Annotated in this window: 18 protein-coding genes; 8 read left to right on the forward strand and 10 right to left on the reverse strand. The window is 63.4% G+C overall.

Annotated features, from left to right (window positions below; genetic code table 11):
- Nucleotides 1-222: 222 nt before the first annotated feature.
- Entirely contained in the window at nucleotides 223-792 is a 570-nt protein-coding gene (locus KBT70_RS08890; RefSeq protein WP_296631514.1) for a biotin transporter BioY, read from the reverse strand.
- A 107-nt stretch (nucleotides 793-899) separates the two neighbouring features.
- Here KBT70_RS08890 and KBT70_RS08895 point away from each other — a divergent pair, with 107 nt between their 5' ends.
- The 4 genes from KBT70_RS08895 to KBT70_RS08910 all read left to right on the forward strand — a co-directional run bounded on the left by KBT70_RS08895 (nucleotide 900) and on the right by KBT70_RS08910 (nucleotide 4,329).
- Nucleotides 900-1,553: an SDR family NAD(P)-dependent oxidoreductase gene (locus KBT70_RS08895; protein WP_296631518.1), complete on the forward strand. Its 654-nt coding sequence runs from the start codon at nucleotides 900-902 to the stop codon at nucleotides 1,551-1,553.
- A 72-nt stretch (nucleotides 1,554-1,625) separates the two neighbouring features.
- The gene (gene surE / locus KBT70_RS08900) at nucleotides 1,626-2,408 is read left to right on the forward strand and encodes a 5'/3'-nucleotidase SurE (protein ID WP_296631521.1); all 783 of its coding nucleotides are present in this window, start codon (nucleotides 1,626-1,628) and stop codon (nucleotides 2,406-2,408) included.
- Nucleotides 2,405-3,064: a protein-L-isoaspartate(D-aspartate) O-methyltransferase gene (locus KBT70_RS08905; RefSeq protein ID WP_296631524.1), complete on the forward strand. Its 660-nt coding sequence runs from the start codon at nucleotides 2,405-2,407 to the stop codon at nucleotides 3,062-3,064. The genes surE and KBT70_RS08905 overlap by 4 nt, the downstream gene beginning before the upstream one ends.
- Before the next feature lie 62 nt (nucleotides 3,065-3,126).
- A complete protein-coding gene (locus KBT70_RS08910; protein WP_296631527.1) occupies nucleotides 3,127-4,329 on the forward strand; it encodes a M23 family metallopeptidase in 1,203 nt (400 codons plus the stop codon).
- Nucleotides 4,330-4,341: 12 nt separating this feature from the next.
- On the opposite strand, the gene KBT70_RS08915 is transcribed toward KBT70_RS08910, so the two are convergent.
- The 8 genes from KBT70_RS08915 to dusB all read right to left on the reverse strand — a co-directional run bounded on the left by KBT70_RS08915 (nucleotide 4,342) and on the right by dusB (nucleotide 14,012).
- The gene (locus KBT70_RS08915; RefSeq protein WP_296631531.1) at nucleotides 4,342-4,512 is read right to left on the reverse strand and encodes a hypothetical protein; all 171 of its coding nucleotides are present in this window, start codon (nucleotides 4,510-4,512) and stop codon (nucleotides 4,342-4,344) included.
- Nucleotides 4,509-5,579: a YeeE/YedE family protein gene (locus tag KBT70_RS08920; protein WP_296631569.1), complete on the reverse strand. Its 1,071-nt coding sequence runs from the start codon at nucleotides 5,577-5,579 to the stop codon at nucleotides 4,509-4,511. The genes KBT70_RS08915 and KBT70_RS08920 overlap by 4 nt, the downstream gene beginning before the upstream one ends.
- Nucleotides 5,580-5,654: 75 nt before the next feature.
- The gene (locus KBT70_RS08925; RefSeq protein WP_296631533.1) at nucleotides 5,655-6,596 is read right to left on the reverse strand and encodes a rhodanese-like domain-containing protein; all 942 of its coding nucleotides are present in this window, start codon (nucleotides 6,594-6,596) and stop codon (nucleotides 5,655-5,657) included.
- 195 nt (nucleotides 6,597-6,791) lie between these two features.
- Nucleotides 6,792-8,201 (reverse strand): sigma-54 dependent transcriptional regulator, encoded by a 1,410-nt coding sequence (locus KBT70_RS08930; protein ID WP_296631536.1) that lies wholly within the window; start codon nucleotides 8,199-8,201, stop codon nucleotides 6,792-6,794.
- Between the two features lie 7 nt (nucleotides 8,202-8,208).
- Entirely contained in the window at nucleotides 8,209-10,476 is a 2,268-nt protein-coding gene (locus KBT70_RS08935; protein WP_296631541.1) for a PAS domain-containing sensor histidine kinase, read from the reverse strand.
- 100 nt (nucleotides 10,477-10,576) lie between these two features.
- The gene (locus KBT70_RS08940; protein ID WP_296631544.1) at nucleotides 10,577-11,938 is read right to left on the reverse strand and encodes a response regulator; all 1,362 of its coding nucleotides are present in this window, start codon (nucleotides 11,936-11,938) and stop codon (nucleotides 10,577-10,579) included.
- A gap of 2 nt (nucleotides 11,939-11,940) precedes the next feature.
- Nucleotides 11,941-13,014, reverse strand: coding sequence for an ATP-binding protein (locus KBT70_RS08945; RefSeq protein ID WP_296631547.1), 1,074 nt, complete (start codon nucleotides 13,012-13,014; stop codon nucleotides 11,941-11,943).
- A complete protein-coding gene (gene dusB / locus KBT70_RS08950) occupies nucleotides 13,011-14,012 on the reverse strand; it encodes a tRNA dihydrouridine synthase DusB (RefSeq protein ID WP_296631551.1) in 1,002 nt (333 codons plus the stop codon). Before dusB ends, KBT70_RS08945 begins: the two co-directional genes overlap by 4 nt.
- Before the next feature lie 161 nt (nucleotides 14,013-14,173).
- Here dusB and KBT70_RS08955 point away from each other — a divergent pair, with 161 nt between their 5' ends.
- From KBT70_RS08955 to KBT70_RS08965, 3 genes are read left to right on the forward strand one after another with little or no spacing between them, the layout of a single operon-like run.
- Nucleotides 14,174-15,316 (forward strand): bifunctional 2-C-methyl-D-erythritol 4-phosphate cytidylyltransferase/2-C-methyl-D-erythritol 2,4-cyclodiphosphate synthase, encoded by a 1,143-nt coding sequence (locus KBT70_RS08955; protein ID WP_296631554.1) that lies wholly within the window; start codon nucleotides 14,174-14,176, stop codon nucleotides 15,314-15,316.
- Nucleotides 15,307-15,804, forward strand: coding sequence for a phosphatidylglycerophosphatase A (locus KBT70_RS08960; protein ID WP_296631559.1), 498 nt, complete (start codon nucleotides 15,307-15,309; stop codon nucleotides 15,802-15,804). Before KBT70_RS08955 ends, KBT70_RS08960 begins: the two co-directional genes overlap by 10 nt.
- Nucleotides 15,801-16,271 carry a CinA family protein gene (locus KBT70_RS08965; RefSeq protein ID WP_296631561.1) on the forward strand — a complete coding sequence of 157 codons (471 nt, stop codon included), beginning with the start codon at nucleotides 15,801-15,803 and terminating at the stop codon, nucleotides 16,269-16,271. Before KBT70_RS08960 ends, KBT70_RS08965 begins: the two co-directional genes overlap by 4 nt.
- A gap of 15 nt (nucleotides 16,272-16,286) precedes the next feature.
- Here the strand turns inward: KBT70_RS08965 and KBT70_RS08970 are convergent, their stop codons facing one another.
- Complete coding sequence (locus KBT70_RS08970; RefSeq protein ID WP_296631563.1) at nucleotides 16,287-16,739, reverse strand: type II toxin-antitoxin system RatA family toxin; 453 nt, start codon at nucleotides 16,737-16,739, stop codon at nucleotides 16,287-16,289.
- Nucleotides 16,740-16,810: 71 nt separating this feature from the next.
- Here KBT70_RS08970 and hpt point away from each other — a divergent pair, with 71 nt between their 5' ends.
- Nucleotides 16,811-17,353 (forward strand): hypoxanthine phosphoribosyltransferase, encoded by a 543-nt coding sequence (gene hpt, locus KBT70_RS08975; RefSeq protein ID WP_296631566.1) that lies wholly within the window; start codon nucleotides 16,811-16,813, stop codon nucleotides 17,351-17,353.
- Nucleotides 17,354-17,428 lie beyond the last annotated feature (75 nt).

The following is a 17,428-nucleotide window of genomic DNA, read 5'->3' on the forward strand; positions in this document are numbered from 1 at the left end:
CGCGCACTCCTTCGGATCGGAAGCGCCGTCCACACCGTCGAGGTCGGCACCAGCCTTGGCAGCGCCAAGGTCGCGGCGATCGGCGAAGGCGTCGTGATCCTTGCGCGCAACGGCGGCCGCAGCGAACGCCTCAGCCTACCCGCCTCCTGATCCCGCCTCACACAGAAAAACGCCGCCCCCGTTCAGGAGCGGCGTTCTTTGTTTCACAGCTTTGGGGCTGGCTCAGCCTTTGCGCGCCCGGATCACTGCGGTTGCACCGGTCACGATCATCGCCGCAATCACGGCCTTGACCGCATCGCCCAGCAGGAACGGGGCCATCCACCCGGACCAGAGCGCATCCGCGCTCTTGCCCAGCATCGCTGCAGGCCATGCCAGACCCGGCAGATAGAGCAGCGCCGAAATCCCCATGCCACAGATCGCCGTCGACACGACACCGCGCGCCAGGCCCCGCTCGACCGCGAGGCCCGCCAGATAGGCCATGGCGACAAAGCCAAAGAGGAAACCAGCGGTCGGCCCCATCAGCGCCACACCGTTCAAGCCACCGGCAAACACCGGCAGGCCCATTGCGCCCTCAGCCAGATAGGCCAGCAGCGTCAGCGCCCCCAGACGCGAGCCAAAGGTCAGACCGACCATCAGGATCGCCAATGTCTGAAGCGTCAGCGGCACCGGATAAAACGGCACGCTCACCTGTGCGGCCACCGCAATCAGGAAAGAACCGCCCAGAACCAGCCCCGCCTTGCGGAGCAGGGTGTCGTGACCGATCACGGCCTTGGTCAAAACTGTATCGCGCATGGTTCGCGTCCCTCTGTTATGTCTCTCACCCGACTTTTTCGCTGCAAGCGCGAGAAAGTCAAGCGATTGCCCTTGAATTGCGCCGCAACTGGTGGGATTTCCGGTATATGGACACAAGCACACCCCTCCCCATCGCCCTTGTGACCGGCGCGTCGCGCGGTCTGGGCGCCGCCATGGCCGAGGCCCTGGCCAAAACCCATCACGTCGTTGCCGTCGCCCGCACCACCGGCGCGCTCGAGGAACTCGACGACCGTATTCAGGCGGCCGGCGGTCAGGCGACGCTGGCTCCGATGGACATCACCAACACCGGGGCCATGGCGCAGCTTTGCCGCTCGATCTATGACCGCTGGGGCGCGATTGCCACTTGGGTCCACGCGGCGGTGCATGCCGCCCCCCTGACGCCCGCCGCACATCTGTCCGAGGGCGATTGGACCAAATCCGTGGCCTGCAACGTGACCGCCACCGGCATCCTCATCCCTTTCATCGCCCCGCTTCTGGGCACCGAGGGTCAGGCGGTCTTTTTTGATGATCCGCACGCGGGCGAGAAATTCTTTGGTGCCTATGGTGCCACCAAGGCCGCGCAAATTGCGCTTGCCCGCTCTTGGCAGGTCGAAACGGTCAAAACCGGACCGCGCGTGCATATCCTGACACCCAACCCCATGGCCACCGCCACCCGCGCCCGCTTTCACCCCGGCGAGGACCGCGATGCCCTTGCCCATCCACGCGACGAGGCCGCGCGCCTGATGGCGGAATTGACCTAAAGCACCCTCCCATGCTTGCCGCCCGCCCCGGTGCCCGCTAGACAGAGACCACACAAGAAAAAAGGGCAGGCCATGCGTATTCTGATCACCAATGACGACGGCATCAACGCCCCCGGTCTGGCCGTGCTCGATGAAATCGCCAACGCCCTCGCCGGTCCGGATGGCGAGGTCTGGACCGTGGCCCCCGCCTTTGAACAATCGGGCGTCGGGCATTGCATTTCCTACACCCGCCCGATGATGATCTCGAAAATGGCCGAGCGTCGCTACGCCGCCGAAGGCAGCCCGGCCGATTGCGTCCTTGCCGGCCTGCATGACGTGATGAAGGATGCGCGCCCCGATCTCGTGCTCTCGGGCGTCAATCGCGGCAACAACGCGGCTGAAAACGCAGTCTATTCCGGCACCGTGGGTGCCGCGATGGAGGCGGCGCTCCAAGGCGTGCCCGCCGTGGCCCTCAGCCAATATTACGGCCCCGCCAACCGCGATCTCGACGACACCTTCGAGGCTGCGCGCGTCCACGGCCTGCCCACGCTGAAACGCCTGCTCGACAAGGGCGTGTGGACCCGTGACGATTACGGCATCTTCTACAATATCAACTTCCCCCCCGTTCCCGCATCCGAGGTCAAGGGTCTGCGCGCCGCGCGTCAGGGCTTTCGCCGCGACATGGGCTTTGGGGTCGAGCCGCATGTCGCGCCTTCGGGGCGGCGCTTTCTCTGGGTCACGGGCGCGCCGCAGCACGAACCCACCAGCCCCGGATCGGATGCCGATGTGAACCTGCAAGGCTATATCTCAGTGACCCCGATGCGCGCGGATCTCACCGCCCATGACGCGCTGGAGGCGCTCAAGGCGATCGAATGACCGACGACGAGGATCACAGCAACGCCGAACGCAAGATGCAGTTTCTCTTTGCCCTGCGCTCCAAGGGCGTGACCGATGCGCGGGTTCTCACCGCGATGGAGCAGATCGACCGCGGCCCCTTCATTCGGGGCTATTTTTCCGAGCGCGCCTATGAGGACATGCCGCTGCCCATCGCTTGCGGCCAGACCATCAGCCAGCCCTCGGTCGTGGGCCTGATGACACAGGCGCTCAAGGTCACGAACCGCGACAAGGTGCTCGAGGTCGGCACAGGCTCGGGCTATCAGGCCGCAATCCTCAGCCAGTTAGCCCGCCGCGTCTATACCGTGGACCGCCACAAACGTCTGGTAACAGAGGCGTCCGAGATCTTTCGCGCCCTCGATCTGACCAATATCACGGCGCTCACCGCCGATGGCAGCTTTGGCTTGCCCGATCAGGCCCCCTTTGACCGCATCATCGTGACCGCCGCCGCCGAAGACCCGCCGGGCCCCCTATTGGCCCAACTCAAGATCGGGGGTATCATGGTCGTGCCCGTGGGTCAGTCCGATGCTGTGCAGCGTCTGATCCGCGTGACCCGGCATGAAACCGGTTTTGAGTATGACGAATTACGCCCCGTGCGCTTTGTTCCTCTGGTCGAGGGGCTTGGGCGCGACGGCTAAGCCCTGTATAAGCAGGGCATATGTAAACCAAGGCCCCGGCCAACAAGGGACCACTCAAGAGGATGATCGAGATGCGCAAGATTTCCCGCTCCGCACCGCTTCTGGCGACCATGGCCTTCGCTCTGGCGGCCTGTGACCAACCCCTCGATCTCGACATGCGCGGGGCCTTTGGCAATGCGCCCAGCACTGCCGAGGCGGCGCGCAACGCCACCGCCCCGCGCCCACAGCCCGATGCGCGCGGCATCATCTCCTATCCCGGCTATCAGGTCGCCGTGGCCGAGCGCGGCGATACCGTCGGCAGCTTGGCCCGCCGCATCGGGGCCGATGCCGGTGAACTTGCCCGCTACAACGGCGTGCAGACCGGCGATCCCCTGCGCAAGGGTGAAATCCTCGCCCTGCCCGGTCGCGTCGCCGAACCCTTGGGCGGCCCGATCCAATCCCCCTCCGGCGTCGACATCGGCAGCATCGCCGATGGCGCGATCCGCCGCGCCGATTCCCAGACGGTGACCGCCACCGCCTTGCCGCCCGCAACGCCCGGCACCGCCGGAGCCCCGGCGCAGGTCGGTGCCGAACCCGTCCGCCACAAGGTCGAGCGCGGCGAAACCGCCTTTTCCATCGCCCGGCTCTACAATGTCTCGATCCGCAGCCTTGCCGACTGGAACGGGCTTGGCCCCGATTTCTCGGTGCGCGAGGGACAGTTCCTCTTGATCCCCGTGGCCCTTCCCGGCGAGACCACCGAACCCTTCGACGAGAGCGACGTGGTCGCTGTCACACCGCCCGGCGCTGGCACGCCTACGCCCACGCCGCCAAGCGCCTCCAAACCGCTGCCGGATGAGAAAACCGCCCCCAAGGCCGCACCGGTCGAGAAAATCGCCGCTCCCGATCTGGGCAAGACCGAAACCAAGACCACCGCGGCACGCATGTCCTTCCCGGTCAAGGGCGACATCATCCGCGAATATGCCAAAGGCCGCAATGACGGCATCGACATTTCCGCCACCCCCGGCGCGCCCGTCGTGGCCGCCGATGCAGGCACTGTCGCCGCCATCACCGAGGATACCAACGGCATCCCGATCATCGTGGTGAAACACGCAGGCTCGCTCTTGACGGTCTATTCCAATGTCGAGGGGCTGACCGTCAAGAAAGGCGATAGTGTCACACGCGGGCAAAAGCTCGCTGAAATTCGCCGCACCGGCACTCCGGCGCTACATTTCGAGGTGCGCGATGGCTTTGACAGCGTCGATCCGATGGGCTTTCTCGGCGGCTAACTGTCTCGGGGTTTATGTCGGCGGCGGGGCTGCGCAATGCGCGCCCGCCGCGGCCATACCAGAGCCAAGCGCCAGCATCGGCGGCGCGGCATAGGGGTTGAGCGGGTCCGCCGCCACCGCGTCAAACGCGATAAACCCGGCCATCAGCACAAGCATCGCCATCGTCACATGCGCCCGGATCATTTGCGCGCCTCCAAACCCAGTGAGGGCCGTATGCGCACGCCCACCCATGACCCGGCAAAGGCTGCGACAAACCAGATCCAGCCATGCGCCGACCCGGTGCCGATCCCGCTGAAAAACGCGCCGATGTTGCAGCCAAACGCAAGCCGCGAACTATAGCCAAGCACCAGCCCCGCAACAATCACAGCAACCCATGCCCGCGCCGGCAAAATCCCGATGGGCGAGGCCAGCCCCGCCCGCCACCACGCCATGAGCGCGGCCCCCCCGATCAAACCAAAATCGGTGAGCGAGGTTACATCCGTCAACACACTTGCGGCCACTTGCGCCTGATTGCCCGGTGCCGACCAGAACGCCGATCCCGACAGATCACCGCCCAGTCCCACCACCACCTTGGCGACCCAGAGACCCAATCCGTAAACCACGCCCCAAGGCTGCCCGGCAACAACCAGATGCAGAATCGCCAATCCCGCAAGCGCCAGAATCGCCCCCCAATACCGCGCAGGCAGCCGGTGAGAGCCGCGCTTGCCCAGTATCAAGGCCAAGCCAGCGATCGCCGCCAGCCCGATCAGCGTGATCGCCAACCCCTGCCCGCCCGACAGCACCATGACCGGCAAACTGCCCAGATTGGTCCACCATGTCAGGTGATACGCCCCGGCAAAACTGCCGATGGCAAAAAACGGCAGCGCCACAGCGCCGATTGCATTGCCGCTCCCGGCATTGACCAGCGTGCCCGACCCACAGCCCAGAACGATCTGCATGGCCGCACCAAACACGAACGCGCCACCGATCATCGCCACGCCGATGGGCGCATGCGCGCCCTTCAACTCGGCCCCATTCGCCGCCAAGAGCGGAAAGGCCAAGCTTGCGACAATTGCGATGCAAATCAACTGCGCCAGCAACCCCGAGGCATCGCGCTCCAGGATCATCCGCCGCCATGGCCCGGTAAAGCCAAAGCGAAACCCTTCCAGCGTCAGCCCAAAGCCAAGACCGATCAGCAGCAAAAGCCCATAGCGGGGCCCCGCAAAGAGGGCCACCGCCAGCACCACTGCCGCCACCGCGACCAAGGCCATAAGGCGCGACGCAGCGCCGGGTGAGGACGGGATCGCGGCAGAGGCGGCTTGGCTCACGCGGGGCTCCTGTTCGGCTTAATATTTGCCGGTGATCTTGTTCAGCAGATTCTGGAACAGGCCCGGCACATTGGCCATGTCATAGCCCGCATTCGACCAGCCGACCATCGATTCGGGATACATCCGCACCCCTTCGATGCCCGCAATCTCGCTCAGCGCGAACCAGTTGGTCGCGGCCCAATGCCCGGTGTTGCAGAACGACACCAGCCGGTCGCCGGCCTCAAACCCGTTCTCAGCCGCCAATTCGCGGATCAGGTCCGGCTTGATCAGCGTCGGTTCATCCTGACCGAACCAGCGGTCGTGGGTGAAATAGCGCGACTGCGGCAGGGTGCCCGGCTGGGTCGCCGCCGCGTGCTTGGTCTCGCCCTTCCAGAACGCTTCCGGGCGCGCGTCGATCAATTCGGCACTGTCCTTGCCGTCGATGATCGCCTTCACATCCTCGCGCGTGGCGGTCCATGTCGGGTCATAGGTCACGGTGATCGCGCTTGGGGTAATGGCCTCTGCCGCCCCCTTCGCCACCGGCTTGCCCGCCTTTTCCCAGGCGTTCATGCCGCCATTCAGGATCGCAAGGTCAGTCAGGCCGCTGGATTTGAGCGACCAGTAAACCCGCGCCGCAGCACCGAAATCAGTCTGGTCGCTGCCCTGATGCACCACCACGATGGGCCGCCCGGCCGTGATCCCCAGACCGCGCAACACCTCGGTCATTTTCTCTTCGGGCACGATCTGGCCCGGATTTTCCGCCGGTCCCCGGAACAATCCATAGGGGGCCGGGATCGACCCCGGAATATGCCCCGCCTCGAATGCGTCGCCGGTGCGAATATCGAGAACAATCGCCTCTTGCGCGACCTGCGCCGCGATCACACCCTCAGGGTCCGTGAGCGGCCCCAGTTGCGCCATCGCAGCCACCGGCGACACAATCAGCGCCGCCGCCAGACCCAGTTTTCTGATCCTGTCAAACATGGTGGTATCCCCTTGATTTCCTGACGCGGAACCTAGGCCCCGACCAGACTAACAACAAGACGCCTGCCCGCGTTTCACATTCTCTTGAGCGAATAAGAAGCATCGCCCGAGCAGGCGCGCGTCCCCCAACCAACATACCGCGACAGGGCCGGAACACGAACAGCTTTCCACAAAATACAGGGATCTTAGAACATATTATCCAAATACCTGCGCATCTTCATCCTCATCACCGCGCCCCGTTCCTTTGGCCCCGGTCACGATTCCCAGCGATTTCAGCTTGCGATGCAACGCACTACGCTCCATTCCGACAAATTCTGCCGTCCGGCTGATATTGCCACCAAAGCGGTTGATCTGGGTCAGCAGATACTCGCGCTCGAACGCCTCGCGTGCCTCGCGCAGCGCCATCGTGGCAACCGCCCCCGACAGCACAACGCGCCCCTCATCCACCGGCCCGCTGCTCTCGCTCGGCAATTCGCGCGCCAAAATCGGCCCAGTGCCCTCGCCGAGGATCAGCACCCGCTCGATCACATTGCGCAACTGCCGCACATTCCCCGGCCAGCGCATCGTTTGCAAGAGCGCCGCCGCCTCCTCGCTCAGGGGGCGCAGCGCCAGCCCTTGGGTCTTGTGGAACATGGCGATGAAATGCTCGGCCAACGCCGGAATATCCTCGCGCCGCTCCTCCAGACTGGGCACCGCGATGGGCACCACATTCAGCCGGTGAAACAGCTCGCGGCGGAACCGCTCAGCGGCAATCTCCGCCTCCAGATCCCGGCTGGTCGAGGATATGACCCGCAAATCCACTTGAATCTTGGTGCTGCCGCCCACCCGCAGGAATGTCTGATCCACCAGAACCCGCAGGATTTTCGACTGCGTGCCCATCGGCATGTCGGCGACCTCATCGAAATAGATCACCCCGCCATTGGCCTCCTCCAAGAGCCCCGGCACCACGCCGCCCTCCTCGGATTCGCGGCCAAAGAGCACTTCCTCCATGCGCTCCGACGCAATCGAGGCACAACCAACCGTGACAAACGGCGCCGAGGCGCGCGCCGAGTTGGCATGGATATAGCGCGCCGCCAATTCTTTGCCCGCTCCCGCAGGGCCAGACAGCATCACCCGCCCGTTCGATTTCGTGACCTTGTCCAATTGCCCCATCAGCGCCCGAAAGGCCGAGGCCTCGCCCAGCATCTCCGAAGGCGCGGTTTCCCGACGCTTGAGCGCCTGATTTTCCCGCCGCAACCGGCTGGTTTCCATGCCGCGCCGGATCACCACCATCAGCTGATCAATGTTGAACGGCTTTTCGATGAAATCATAGGCCCCCTGCTTGATCGCCGCGACCGCAATCTCGATATTGCCATGGCCCGAGATGATCACCACCGGCACATCCGGATAATCCCGCTTGACGGTCTTGAGAATGTCGATCCCGTCCATATGGCTGTCCTTGAGCCAGATATCGAGGATCAAGAGGCCCGGCTGCTCGGCGGCAATCGCGGCCATCGCCTCGTCGGAATTGCCCGCCCGACGGGTGGCATAGCCCTCATCCTCCAGAATATCCGAAATCAGCTCTCGAATATCACGTTCGTCATCGACAATCAGAATATCACTCATCGGTCCCTCAACCAGCCAGTTCGGCCTCTACAGTGTCTTGCATCACCAACGGCAGGCTCACCACGGCCATCGCCCCGCAATGTGCCCCCGCCTCGAACGGTTCCGCATCCTCAAGCACGAGCGTTCCGCCATGCTCTTCGATGATCTTCTTGACAATGGGCAGGCCAAGTCCCGTGCCCTTGTCGCGCGTCGTCACATAAGGCTCAAAGAGCCGCGCGCGGTCTTGCGGCAATCCGATCCCGTTGTCCGATATGCGGATCACGGCGCGGTCGCCCTCAATCGCGCTCTCGATCCGGATCATCGGGCGATGGCCCTCGGGTGCGCCCTTTTCCTGAAGCGTTTCAATCGCTTCTCCGGCGTTCTTCACGAGGTTTGTCAGCGCCTGCCCGATCATCGCGGCGTCAATATCTGCCCTGAGCGGTGCCGTATCCAGCCGCAGATCGAACGCAACCCCCGGCTGCCCGCTCTCTTGCAAGAGCACGACACCGCGCAATACCTCGCTCAGGCTTTCCTGTTGTGTCACCGGCTCGGGCATGCGCGCGAACTTGGAAAACTCATCCACGATCCGGCGCAAATCATTGGTCTGGCGCACCACTACATCGGTCAGTTGCTCGAGGCTCAGCGCCTCCTCGGGCGGCAATTGCCGCGCGAACTTGCGCTTGATCCGCTCGGCGCTCAATTGAATGGGCGTGAGCGGGTTCTTGATCTCATGCGCGATCCGCCGCGCCACATCGCCCCAGGCGGCCATGCGCTGCGCCGACACAAGGTCGGTCACGTCATCAAACGCCACCACATAGCCCTCGCGCGTGCCCGCCTCGCTGATCCGGGTGGACATGCGCACCAGCAGGTTTTCCTGCCGCGTGCCGCGCATCACCTTGATTTCCTCTTGCACAAACCCGCCCGGCACGGTGCGCAACCGATCAAAGAGCGCGCCGAATTCCGGCACCACCGCATTCAGCGCCAGCGATTGTTGCTCTTCGGACCAATCCAGCAACCGCTCGGCAGCGCGGTTGACAAAGGTCACGCGCCCCTCCGCATCCAATCCCACAACCCCCGACGACACAGACCCAAGCACGGAATCAAACAACCGCCGCCGCCGCTCGATCTGTTGCGTATTGGTCAAGAGCGCCTCGCGCTGGCCCTTCAACTGCCGGGTCATCTGGTTGAAATAGGTGCTGAGTTGCGCAATTTCGTCGTCGCCCTCTTCCTCGCGCACCTGCGTGTCGAGATCCCCCTCGCCCACACGCTGCGCGGCAGAGGTCAGCCGCCCCACCGGCTGCGACAGCCGCTCGGCAAACCACATGCCCAGCCAGATCGCAGCCAAAATCAGGATCACCGCAAACCCGAGATAGAGCAGCCCGAATTCAAACAGAACCCGCCCCCGCTCGCTCTCGCGTTGCTTGTAGAAATTGGCGGTTTCCTTGGTCTCGTCGAGCAGGTTCAAAATCGCCCCATCCACCGTCCGGCTGACATAGAGCAACCGATCCGGCAGCGCCTCGAGCGGCATCAGCGCGCGAAACTCGTTATTCTCCCAATCGCGGATCACCACGACGCCCTCGGCCTGCGCTTGGGCAATCTGCGCCGCCGTCGGGCGCTCGTAGTCAAAGAGATAGGACCGCTCGCCGCGCGCCCTGATTTCGCCCGCGCCATCAATCACAAACGCCTCGCGCAGCCCGCGCTGAATTTCCCGCTGACCAGAGGACAGAACCTGACGGATATCGCCATCGGTCATGAACACGGCGGCGCGTTTGGTGGCATTGATCACCCGCGCCAATACCCGAATATCGGTTTCCAGATCGCGGCGATGTTCCTCTTCATAGGCCTGCGCTGCGGCGACGGAACTGTCCACCACCCGGCCCACCCGCTCGGAAAACCAGGCTTCCAACCCCATGTTGACCGACAAGGTGGCAAACACCGCCACGGTGATCGTGGGCAAGAGCGCCATCAGCGCAAAAACCCCCGTCAACCGCAGGTGCAACCGCGATCCCGCCGAGCGACTGCGCCGCGCCGCCACCATCCGCGCCACGCGCTGCATGACCAGCCCGGCCACCATCAGCACGTAAACCATGTCGCAGAGCAGAACGAGCCGCAGGCCGTTCGACGTGGCCCCCTGATCGAGCGGCCCCATCATCAGATAGGTCGCAAGCGCCAGCACCGGGCCAAGCAGCACGAGGCCCAAGGTCGCCCCATTCTGGAGACGTTGCAACCGGCGCAGGCGGCTTACACCCTCCCACGACAATCGCCTGCCTCTGAACCCACGTGTCTGCGTTGCCACGCACACCCCCCATTCCCTCGTGGGGCTGCACATGCTTCCCCGCAACATATGGACTGTCCGGGCGCACACGCCCCCGTTTGGCAACAGTCCTGTTGCAGTTTTACATCAACTTGCGGCGGCGTGTCACGTTAATATCCAGATCGGTGATCTTCTTGCGCAAGGTATTGCGATTGATGCCAAGCAGATCGGCGCATTTCGCCTGATTGCCCGCCGTGGCATCCAGCGCAATCTCGATGAGCGGCAGCTCGATTTCACGCAAAACGCGGGTATAGAGCCCCGGAGGCGGCAAGGCATCGCCGTGCAGATCGAAATACCGCCGCAAATGCCCCGCAACCGACGCGGTCAGGCTCTCGCCCCGCCCTTCGCGCATCACCGGCTCAGCACGCGGCTGATTGCCCAAAACCGCCTCGACCTCGGCGCGGCTGATTTCCTCGGCCATCGCGGTCAGCCCGATTCGCCGCACCGCGTTTTCCAACTGCCGCACATTTCCCGGCCAGCTATAGGCCCGCATGAGTTCCGCCGCCTGTTCCGACAGATGCCGCGCCGGCTGTCCATCGCGCTCGTCCCGCGACAGGAAATGCTCGGCCAAAAGCGGAATATCCTCGACCCGCGCGCGCAGGCTCGGCACGTCGATCACCGCCCCGCTCAGCCGGTAATAGAGATCCTCGCGCAACGTGCCCTCTTCCAGCGCCCGCCCCGGCGGCACCCGGCTTGTGGCCATGAACCGCGGCACATGATCGCCCGGCGCATCCATCATCCGCACCACCCGGCCCTGCGCCTCAAGAGGCAGATCCGTCACCTCATCCAGAACAATCGTGCCGCCCTTGACCCGCGCCATGATCCGCGATGGCCCGTCCAACTCGCGCAGATCCCCCGGCGTGACCGTAACAAAGGGCAGCGTGCGCCGATCCGAGAAATCGTGGATCGCCTTGGCGATCAACGACTTGCCCGTGCCCGACTCGCCACAGATCATCACCGGCAGGTCGGTGTTCATGATCCGCGCCACCACCCGGTAGAGCGCCTGCATCGCCTGCGTGCGCCCGATCAGCGGCAATTCCTCGGGCCGCTCCGCCTCGACCTCACGAATGGGCCGCCGTGCCCGGCTCTCGAGCGCCCGCGCCGTGCGCTTCATCAGGTCCGGAAGCTCAAAGGGCTTGGGCAGGTAATCATAGGCTTCCGCCTCTGCCGCCTTGATCGCCGTCATGATCGTGTTCTGCGCCGAAATCACGATCACCGGCAATCCGGGCCGGTCCTGCGCGATCTTGGGCAGCATCTCAAGACCATTGCCATCGGGCATCATCACATCCGAGATGACGACATCGCCCTTGCCCTCGCCCACCCACCGCATCAGCGTGGTCAGGCTCGAGGTGGCATGCACCCGGCACCCCGCCCGTGTCAGCGCCTGTGTCAGAACCGTGCGGATCGTGCGGTCGTCATCGGCGACCAGTACCGTGCCATCCATCCTCAAGCCTCCTTGGTTGCGTCCGCTGCCCGTTGCAACGAAATCCGAAATACCGTGCGTCCCGGCACGGAATTGACCGAAATCCAGCCGTCATGGTCCGAAATGATCTTGGCCGCCAAGGCCAATCCCAACCCCGTCCCATTCTCGCGCCCCGAAACAAAGGGATCGAACACCTGATCGGCAATCTCGGGCGGCAGGCCGGGACCATCGTCGATGATCTCGATCTGCAAGGGCAGCGCCTTGCCCTGCCCCTCGCCGCGCCGCACCCTGAGCGACTGTTCATAATAGGTATGCAGGCGAATCGTGCCGGGCCTGCCCCGCGCCGCCTCGGCCGCGTTTTTCAAGAGGTTCAGCACCACCTGAAGCAATTGATCCCCATCCCCGAGCGCCAGCGGCAAGGACGGATCATAATCCTCGACCAGCGCCATATGCGCCGCAAAGCCCAGCATGGCCGACCGCCGCGCGCGGTCCAGCACGTCATGCACATTCACCGGGCGCATGTCCGGCGCGCTGATATTGCCAAACTGCTCGACCCGTTCCAACAGGCTCACGATCCGGCGGCTCTCGCTCACGATCAAATCCGTCAGTTCCAGATCCTCTGGCGCCAGCGTCATCGACAAGAGCTGCGCCGCGCCGGTAATGCCCGCCAGCGGGTTCTTGATCTCATGCGCCAGCATTTCCGCCATGCCGATCGCCGATTTCGCCGCCGATTTCACATTGCTGTTCTGCACCATGCGCCCGGCCAACTCGCGCGGGCTGATGAGCATGATCATATGCCCCGGACTGCCCGTTAGCGGTGCCACCTGCAAATTGCACTGCATCGGCGCACGCTCGCCGGTGCCCACATCGACATCGTTGACAAAGAGCGGCGCGTCATTGGCCCGCGCCCGCTCGAACGCCTCTTCCAGCGGCGCGTTGACCGCCAGTTTGTCCCACACAGGCTGCCCCATCAACGCCCGCGACGACGACATCATAAAGCCTTCCGCCGCCGGGTTGATCCCCGCGATCCGGTCCTGAGGATCCAGCAGGATCGCAGGCACCGGAAGCGAGGTCCAGATGGCATCATCCACGCTCATGCCGCCGCCCGCGCGTCCACAGCGCGCGCCTCCATCGTTTCGGGCAAATGCTCCAGCACCGCCGCCGGGCTGACCGCCGTCAGCACCGCGCGCCGCAGACGCTCACCCGTGCCCGCCGCATCCATATACCACCCCAGATGCTTGCGCGCGACGCGCAGCCCCAGATCGCGCCCGTAAAACCCGAGCATCGCCTCGTAATGCCCGGCCACCAGATCGGCCAATGCTGCACCTTTCGGCTCCACTGGGGCCGCGCCCTGCCCCATCGCCGCCGCCACTTCCGCCAGGACCCATGGCCGCCCGCGTGCGCCCCGGCCAATCATCACACCCGCCGCCCCCGATTGCGCCGCCGCCCGGCGCGCCGTGGCAACATCGGTAATATCGCCGTTCGCAATGACCGGAACGTTAACAGCCGCCACAATTTCTGAAATCGCCGCCCAATCCGCCGCACCGCTGTAAAACTGACAGCGCGTGCGCCCATGCACCGTGACCATCGCCACACCCGCCGCCTCCGCCCGCCGCGCCAACTCCGCCGCGTTCAAACAGTCGTGATCCCAACCCAGCCGCATTTTCACCGTCACCGGCACATCAACCGCCGCGACCACTGCCTCAATCAACCGCAACGCATGATCCAGATCCCGCATCAACGCCGAGCCAGAGGCCCCAGCCCCGCTGGCACTCACCACCTTCTTGGCCGGACAGCCCATGTTGATGTCGATGATCCGCGCGCCTTGGTCCGCAACCACCCGCGCCGCCTCTGCCATCCATTGCGCATCGCAACCCGCCAGTTGAACGGCTGTGTTTTCGGCCCCAAGGCCCAGTTCCGCCTTGCCCCGCGCCGAGGGTTTGGCCTGCACCATCTCCTGGCTTGCGACCATCTCGCTCACCACGAGGCCCGCGCCAAAACCCGCCACCACGTTGCGAAACGGCAGGTCGGTGATTCCCGCCATCGGCGCCAAGAGAACCGGTGTCGCCAAAGCCTTGTCCGCGATCCTGAGCATGTCCCTGCCTAATCCTTGTGCATATCGCTGGTTCTACCTGTGAACCCCGTCCCAAACAATGATCACAGGCCCAAATAACAGTCGCGGCACGGTGCATTGCCTAATAATTAGGCAGATGCTCAGCCATTGCGCTCGGACAAAACCCGTCCTAATCAAGAGCCATGACAACCGCCGCCCTCATCGTCGCCGCAGGACGGGGCACCCGCGCAGGCGGGGACTGCCCCAAGCAATGGCAGCCCCTTTTGGGCCGCCGTGTCATCGACTGGACGCTCGACGCCTTTCTGGGTGCCAAAGGGATCGACCGCATCCTCGTGGTGCTGCATCCCGACGACCTCGACCGCCTCGCCCCCCATCCCCGGATTATGGTCACGACAGGCGGTGCCACACGCGCCGAGTCGGTCCGAAACGGGCTCGAGGTCTTGGCGAGTGATCCGCCCGACCATGTTCTCATCCATGACGTGGCAAGATGTTGTACAAAATCACCTTACATAGCTTACATAGCTTACAAAATCCGCAGCACCGGATTGCCCGCGCTCGCCCCGGCGCTCCCCGTCACCGATGCGCTCTGGACCGGGGTCGACGGGCGCGTGACCGGCACCCGCGACCGAACCGGGCTCTACCGCGCCCAGACCCCGCAAGCCTTTGATTTTGAACCAATTCTTGGCGCGCACCGGGCACATGCCGGCGACGCCGCCGATGATGTCGCCGTGGCCCGCGCCGCCGGGATCGACGTGACCATCCTCGATGGCGATGAGGACAACCTCAAGATCACCCACCCGCACGATTTCAAACGTGCCGAGAAAATACTTGGAAAACAGATGGATATACGTGTCGGCTCAGGTTTTGACGTCCACCGCTTCGGCCCCGGCGACCATTGCATGCTCTGCGGTGTCGCCGTCCCCCATGATCGTGGGTTGCAAGGCCATTCTGACGCAGATGTCGGGCTTCACGCCCTCGCCGACGCTATATATGGGGGTTTGGCACAGGGCGACATCGGCCGTCACTTCCCCCCCAGCGACCCCCAATGGAAAGGCGCCGAAAGCCACATCTTCTTGCGTCATGCAGTTGGCCTGGCGGATGAACTTGGGTTCAAGATCAATAACATAGACGTCACTCTTATCTGTGAACGCCCCAAGATCACCCCCCATGCCGCCGCCATGCAGGCCGCCCTTTCCGAGATTACCGGGCTCGCTTCTGACCGCATTTCGGTCAAGGCCACCACCTCAGAACGCCTCGGATTCACCGGACGAGAGGAAGGCATCGCCGCCCAAGCGGTCGTGACATTGGTCAAATCATGCGCCTAACCCATTTGATCACAACGTTTTTCTACGTTGGCCATATGCGCCCGGCCCCCGGCACATGGGGATCGCTCGCGGCCCTGCCTGTGGCATGGGCCCTGCATCTTGCAGGCGGACCGTCTCTGCTCTTCGCCGGAATTGTGCTCGTCTTTGCTTTAGGTTTGTGGTCTACGCATCTGGAAACAAAGGGAAAGATAGATCACGATCCGTCCGAGATCGTGATTGACGAGGTGGCCGGTCAATGGCTCGCCTTCCTGCCTGTCTCGATCGGGGCCTCCCACGCCGGCGCAGACCTCCTAAGTCTTTGGCCCGGCTTTGTTTTCTCCTTTCTCGCGTTCCGCTTCTTCGACATTACCAAACTCGGCCCCATCGGTTGGGCCGACCGCCGCAACGATGCCTTGGGTGTCATGCTCGACGACATCGTCGCAGGCTTTGCCGCCGCGCTTTGTGTCCTTTTGGCTGCCGGTTTCTATCACGGGGTTCTAGGGGTATGATTGCAAAGAAGATTCTTGCCCTTGCAGAAGAAAAGGGCCTGATGATCGCCACAGCCGAAAGCTGCACAGGTGGCATGGTCGCCGCTGCGCTGACTGACATTCCAGGCTCCTCTGCCGTGGTTGAACGTGGCTTTGTAACCTATTCAAATACTGCGAAAATCGAGATGTTGGGCGTGTCTGACAAAACGCTTGCCACCTATGGCGCCGTGTCCAAAGAGGTGGCGCAGGAAATGGCCGACGGCGCCCTGCACCACAGCGCGGCACAGCTTGCGGTCTCCATCACTGGCATCGCTGGCCCCGGCGGATCAGAGCACAAACCCGAAGGCCGCGTCTGCTTTGGCCTTGCCAGGATCGGGCACCCGACCCGGACCGAAACCGTGGAATTTGGCCCGCTAGGGCGCAGCGTCGTCCGGGAGAGCGCTCGAAATCATGCACTTGAACTGCTTTTTATCTCTTTGAATGAGTAACTTGGTCAGCATACTTCATGCAGACCCATAGAGCTCCTGCGCCCGCTGCTCAAAGGCCCGCACGATCCGCTTCATCGCCTCGTAGAAGAACAGATCAGCTGCGGATTGCAACAACCTGTTCTTGAACACAAAATCTACATCAAAGCTGACCTCGCACCCGCCCTCGACATCGCGAAACGCCCAGTTCGAGCGCATGTGGTGGAATGGACCCTCCAAATACTCGGTCTCGATCCGCCGCATCTCGGGCCAGAGCACCACGCGACTGCCAAAGCGTTCGCGGAACACCTTGAAACTAATCACAAGATCCGCTTCCATGATCTCTGACCCATCCTCTTGCGGGCGCACGGACCGCACCCGCGCCGCCGCCGTCCACGGCAGGAACTGCGGATAGCTGGCCACATCGGCCACGAGCGTATACATCTGCTCGGCCGTATAGCGCAAAACGCGCGTCTCAGAATGTGTTGGCATGCGCCCCCCGGTTTCCGCGTGACAGTGCGCCGCTTTTTCCTAGACTGGTCCGGGATGTTCAAGGGGGTCACATGCCGCAGCACGCCTATGTTATAGATAAAATGATCTCGGCCAAGAGCATCGCCGCGCGAATCGAGGCGCTGTCACATGAGATTGAGGCCGAATTCGCAGGCACGCAGAAATTGGTGGTTGTGGGCCTCCTACGCGGCTCTTTCATCTTTATCGCCGATCTTGTGCGTGAACTCGATCTGCCAGTTGAGGTCGATTTCGTTGAAACCTCATCCTATGGAAACGCCATGGAGAGCAGTCGAGAAGTTCGTATTCTCAAGGACTTGCGCGGCGATATTGAAGGGCGCGACGTGCTTGTGGTCGAGGATATCGTCGATACCGGCCACACGCTTTTCCACGTGCTGCACCTGCTCCAAAGCCGCAGACCGCACAAGCTCCGGACCATCGCACTCCTCGACAAACCCTCGCGTCGTGAGGCGGATATTCGCGCCGATTGGATCGGCTTTGAAATCCCGGATGAATTTGTCGTGGGCTATGGCATCGACTACGCGCAACGCAATCGCAACCTGCCCTACATTGGCAAGGTGCGGTTCGTCCAAGACTAACGAAAAGTGGCGGACCCAAGAGGATTCGAACCTCTGGCCTCTGCCTTCGGAGGGCAGCGCTCTATCCAGCTGAGC

The sequence above is a fragment of the Roseovarius sp. genome (genome assembly GCF_018066915.1).
Lineage (GTDB): Bacteria > Pseudomonadota > Alphaproteobacteria > Rhodobacterales > Rhodobacteraceae > Roseovarius.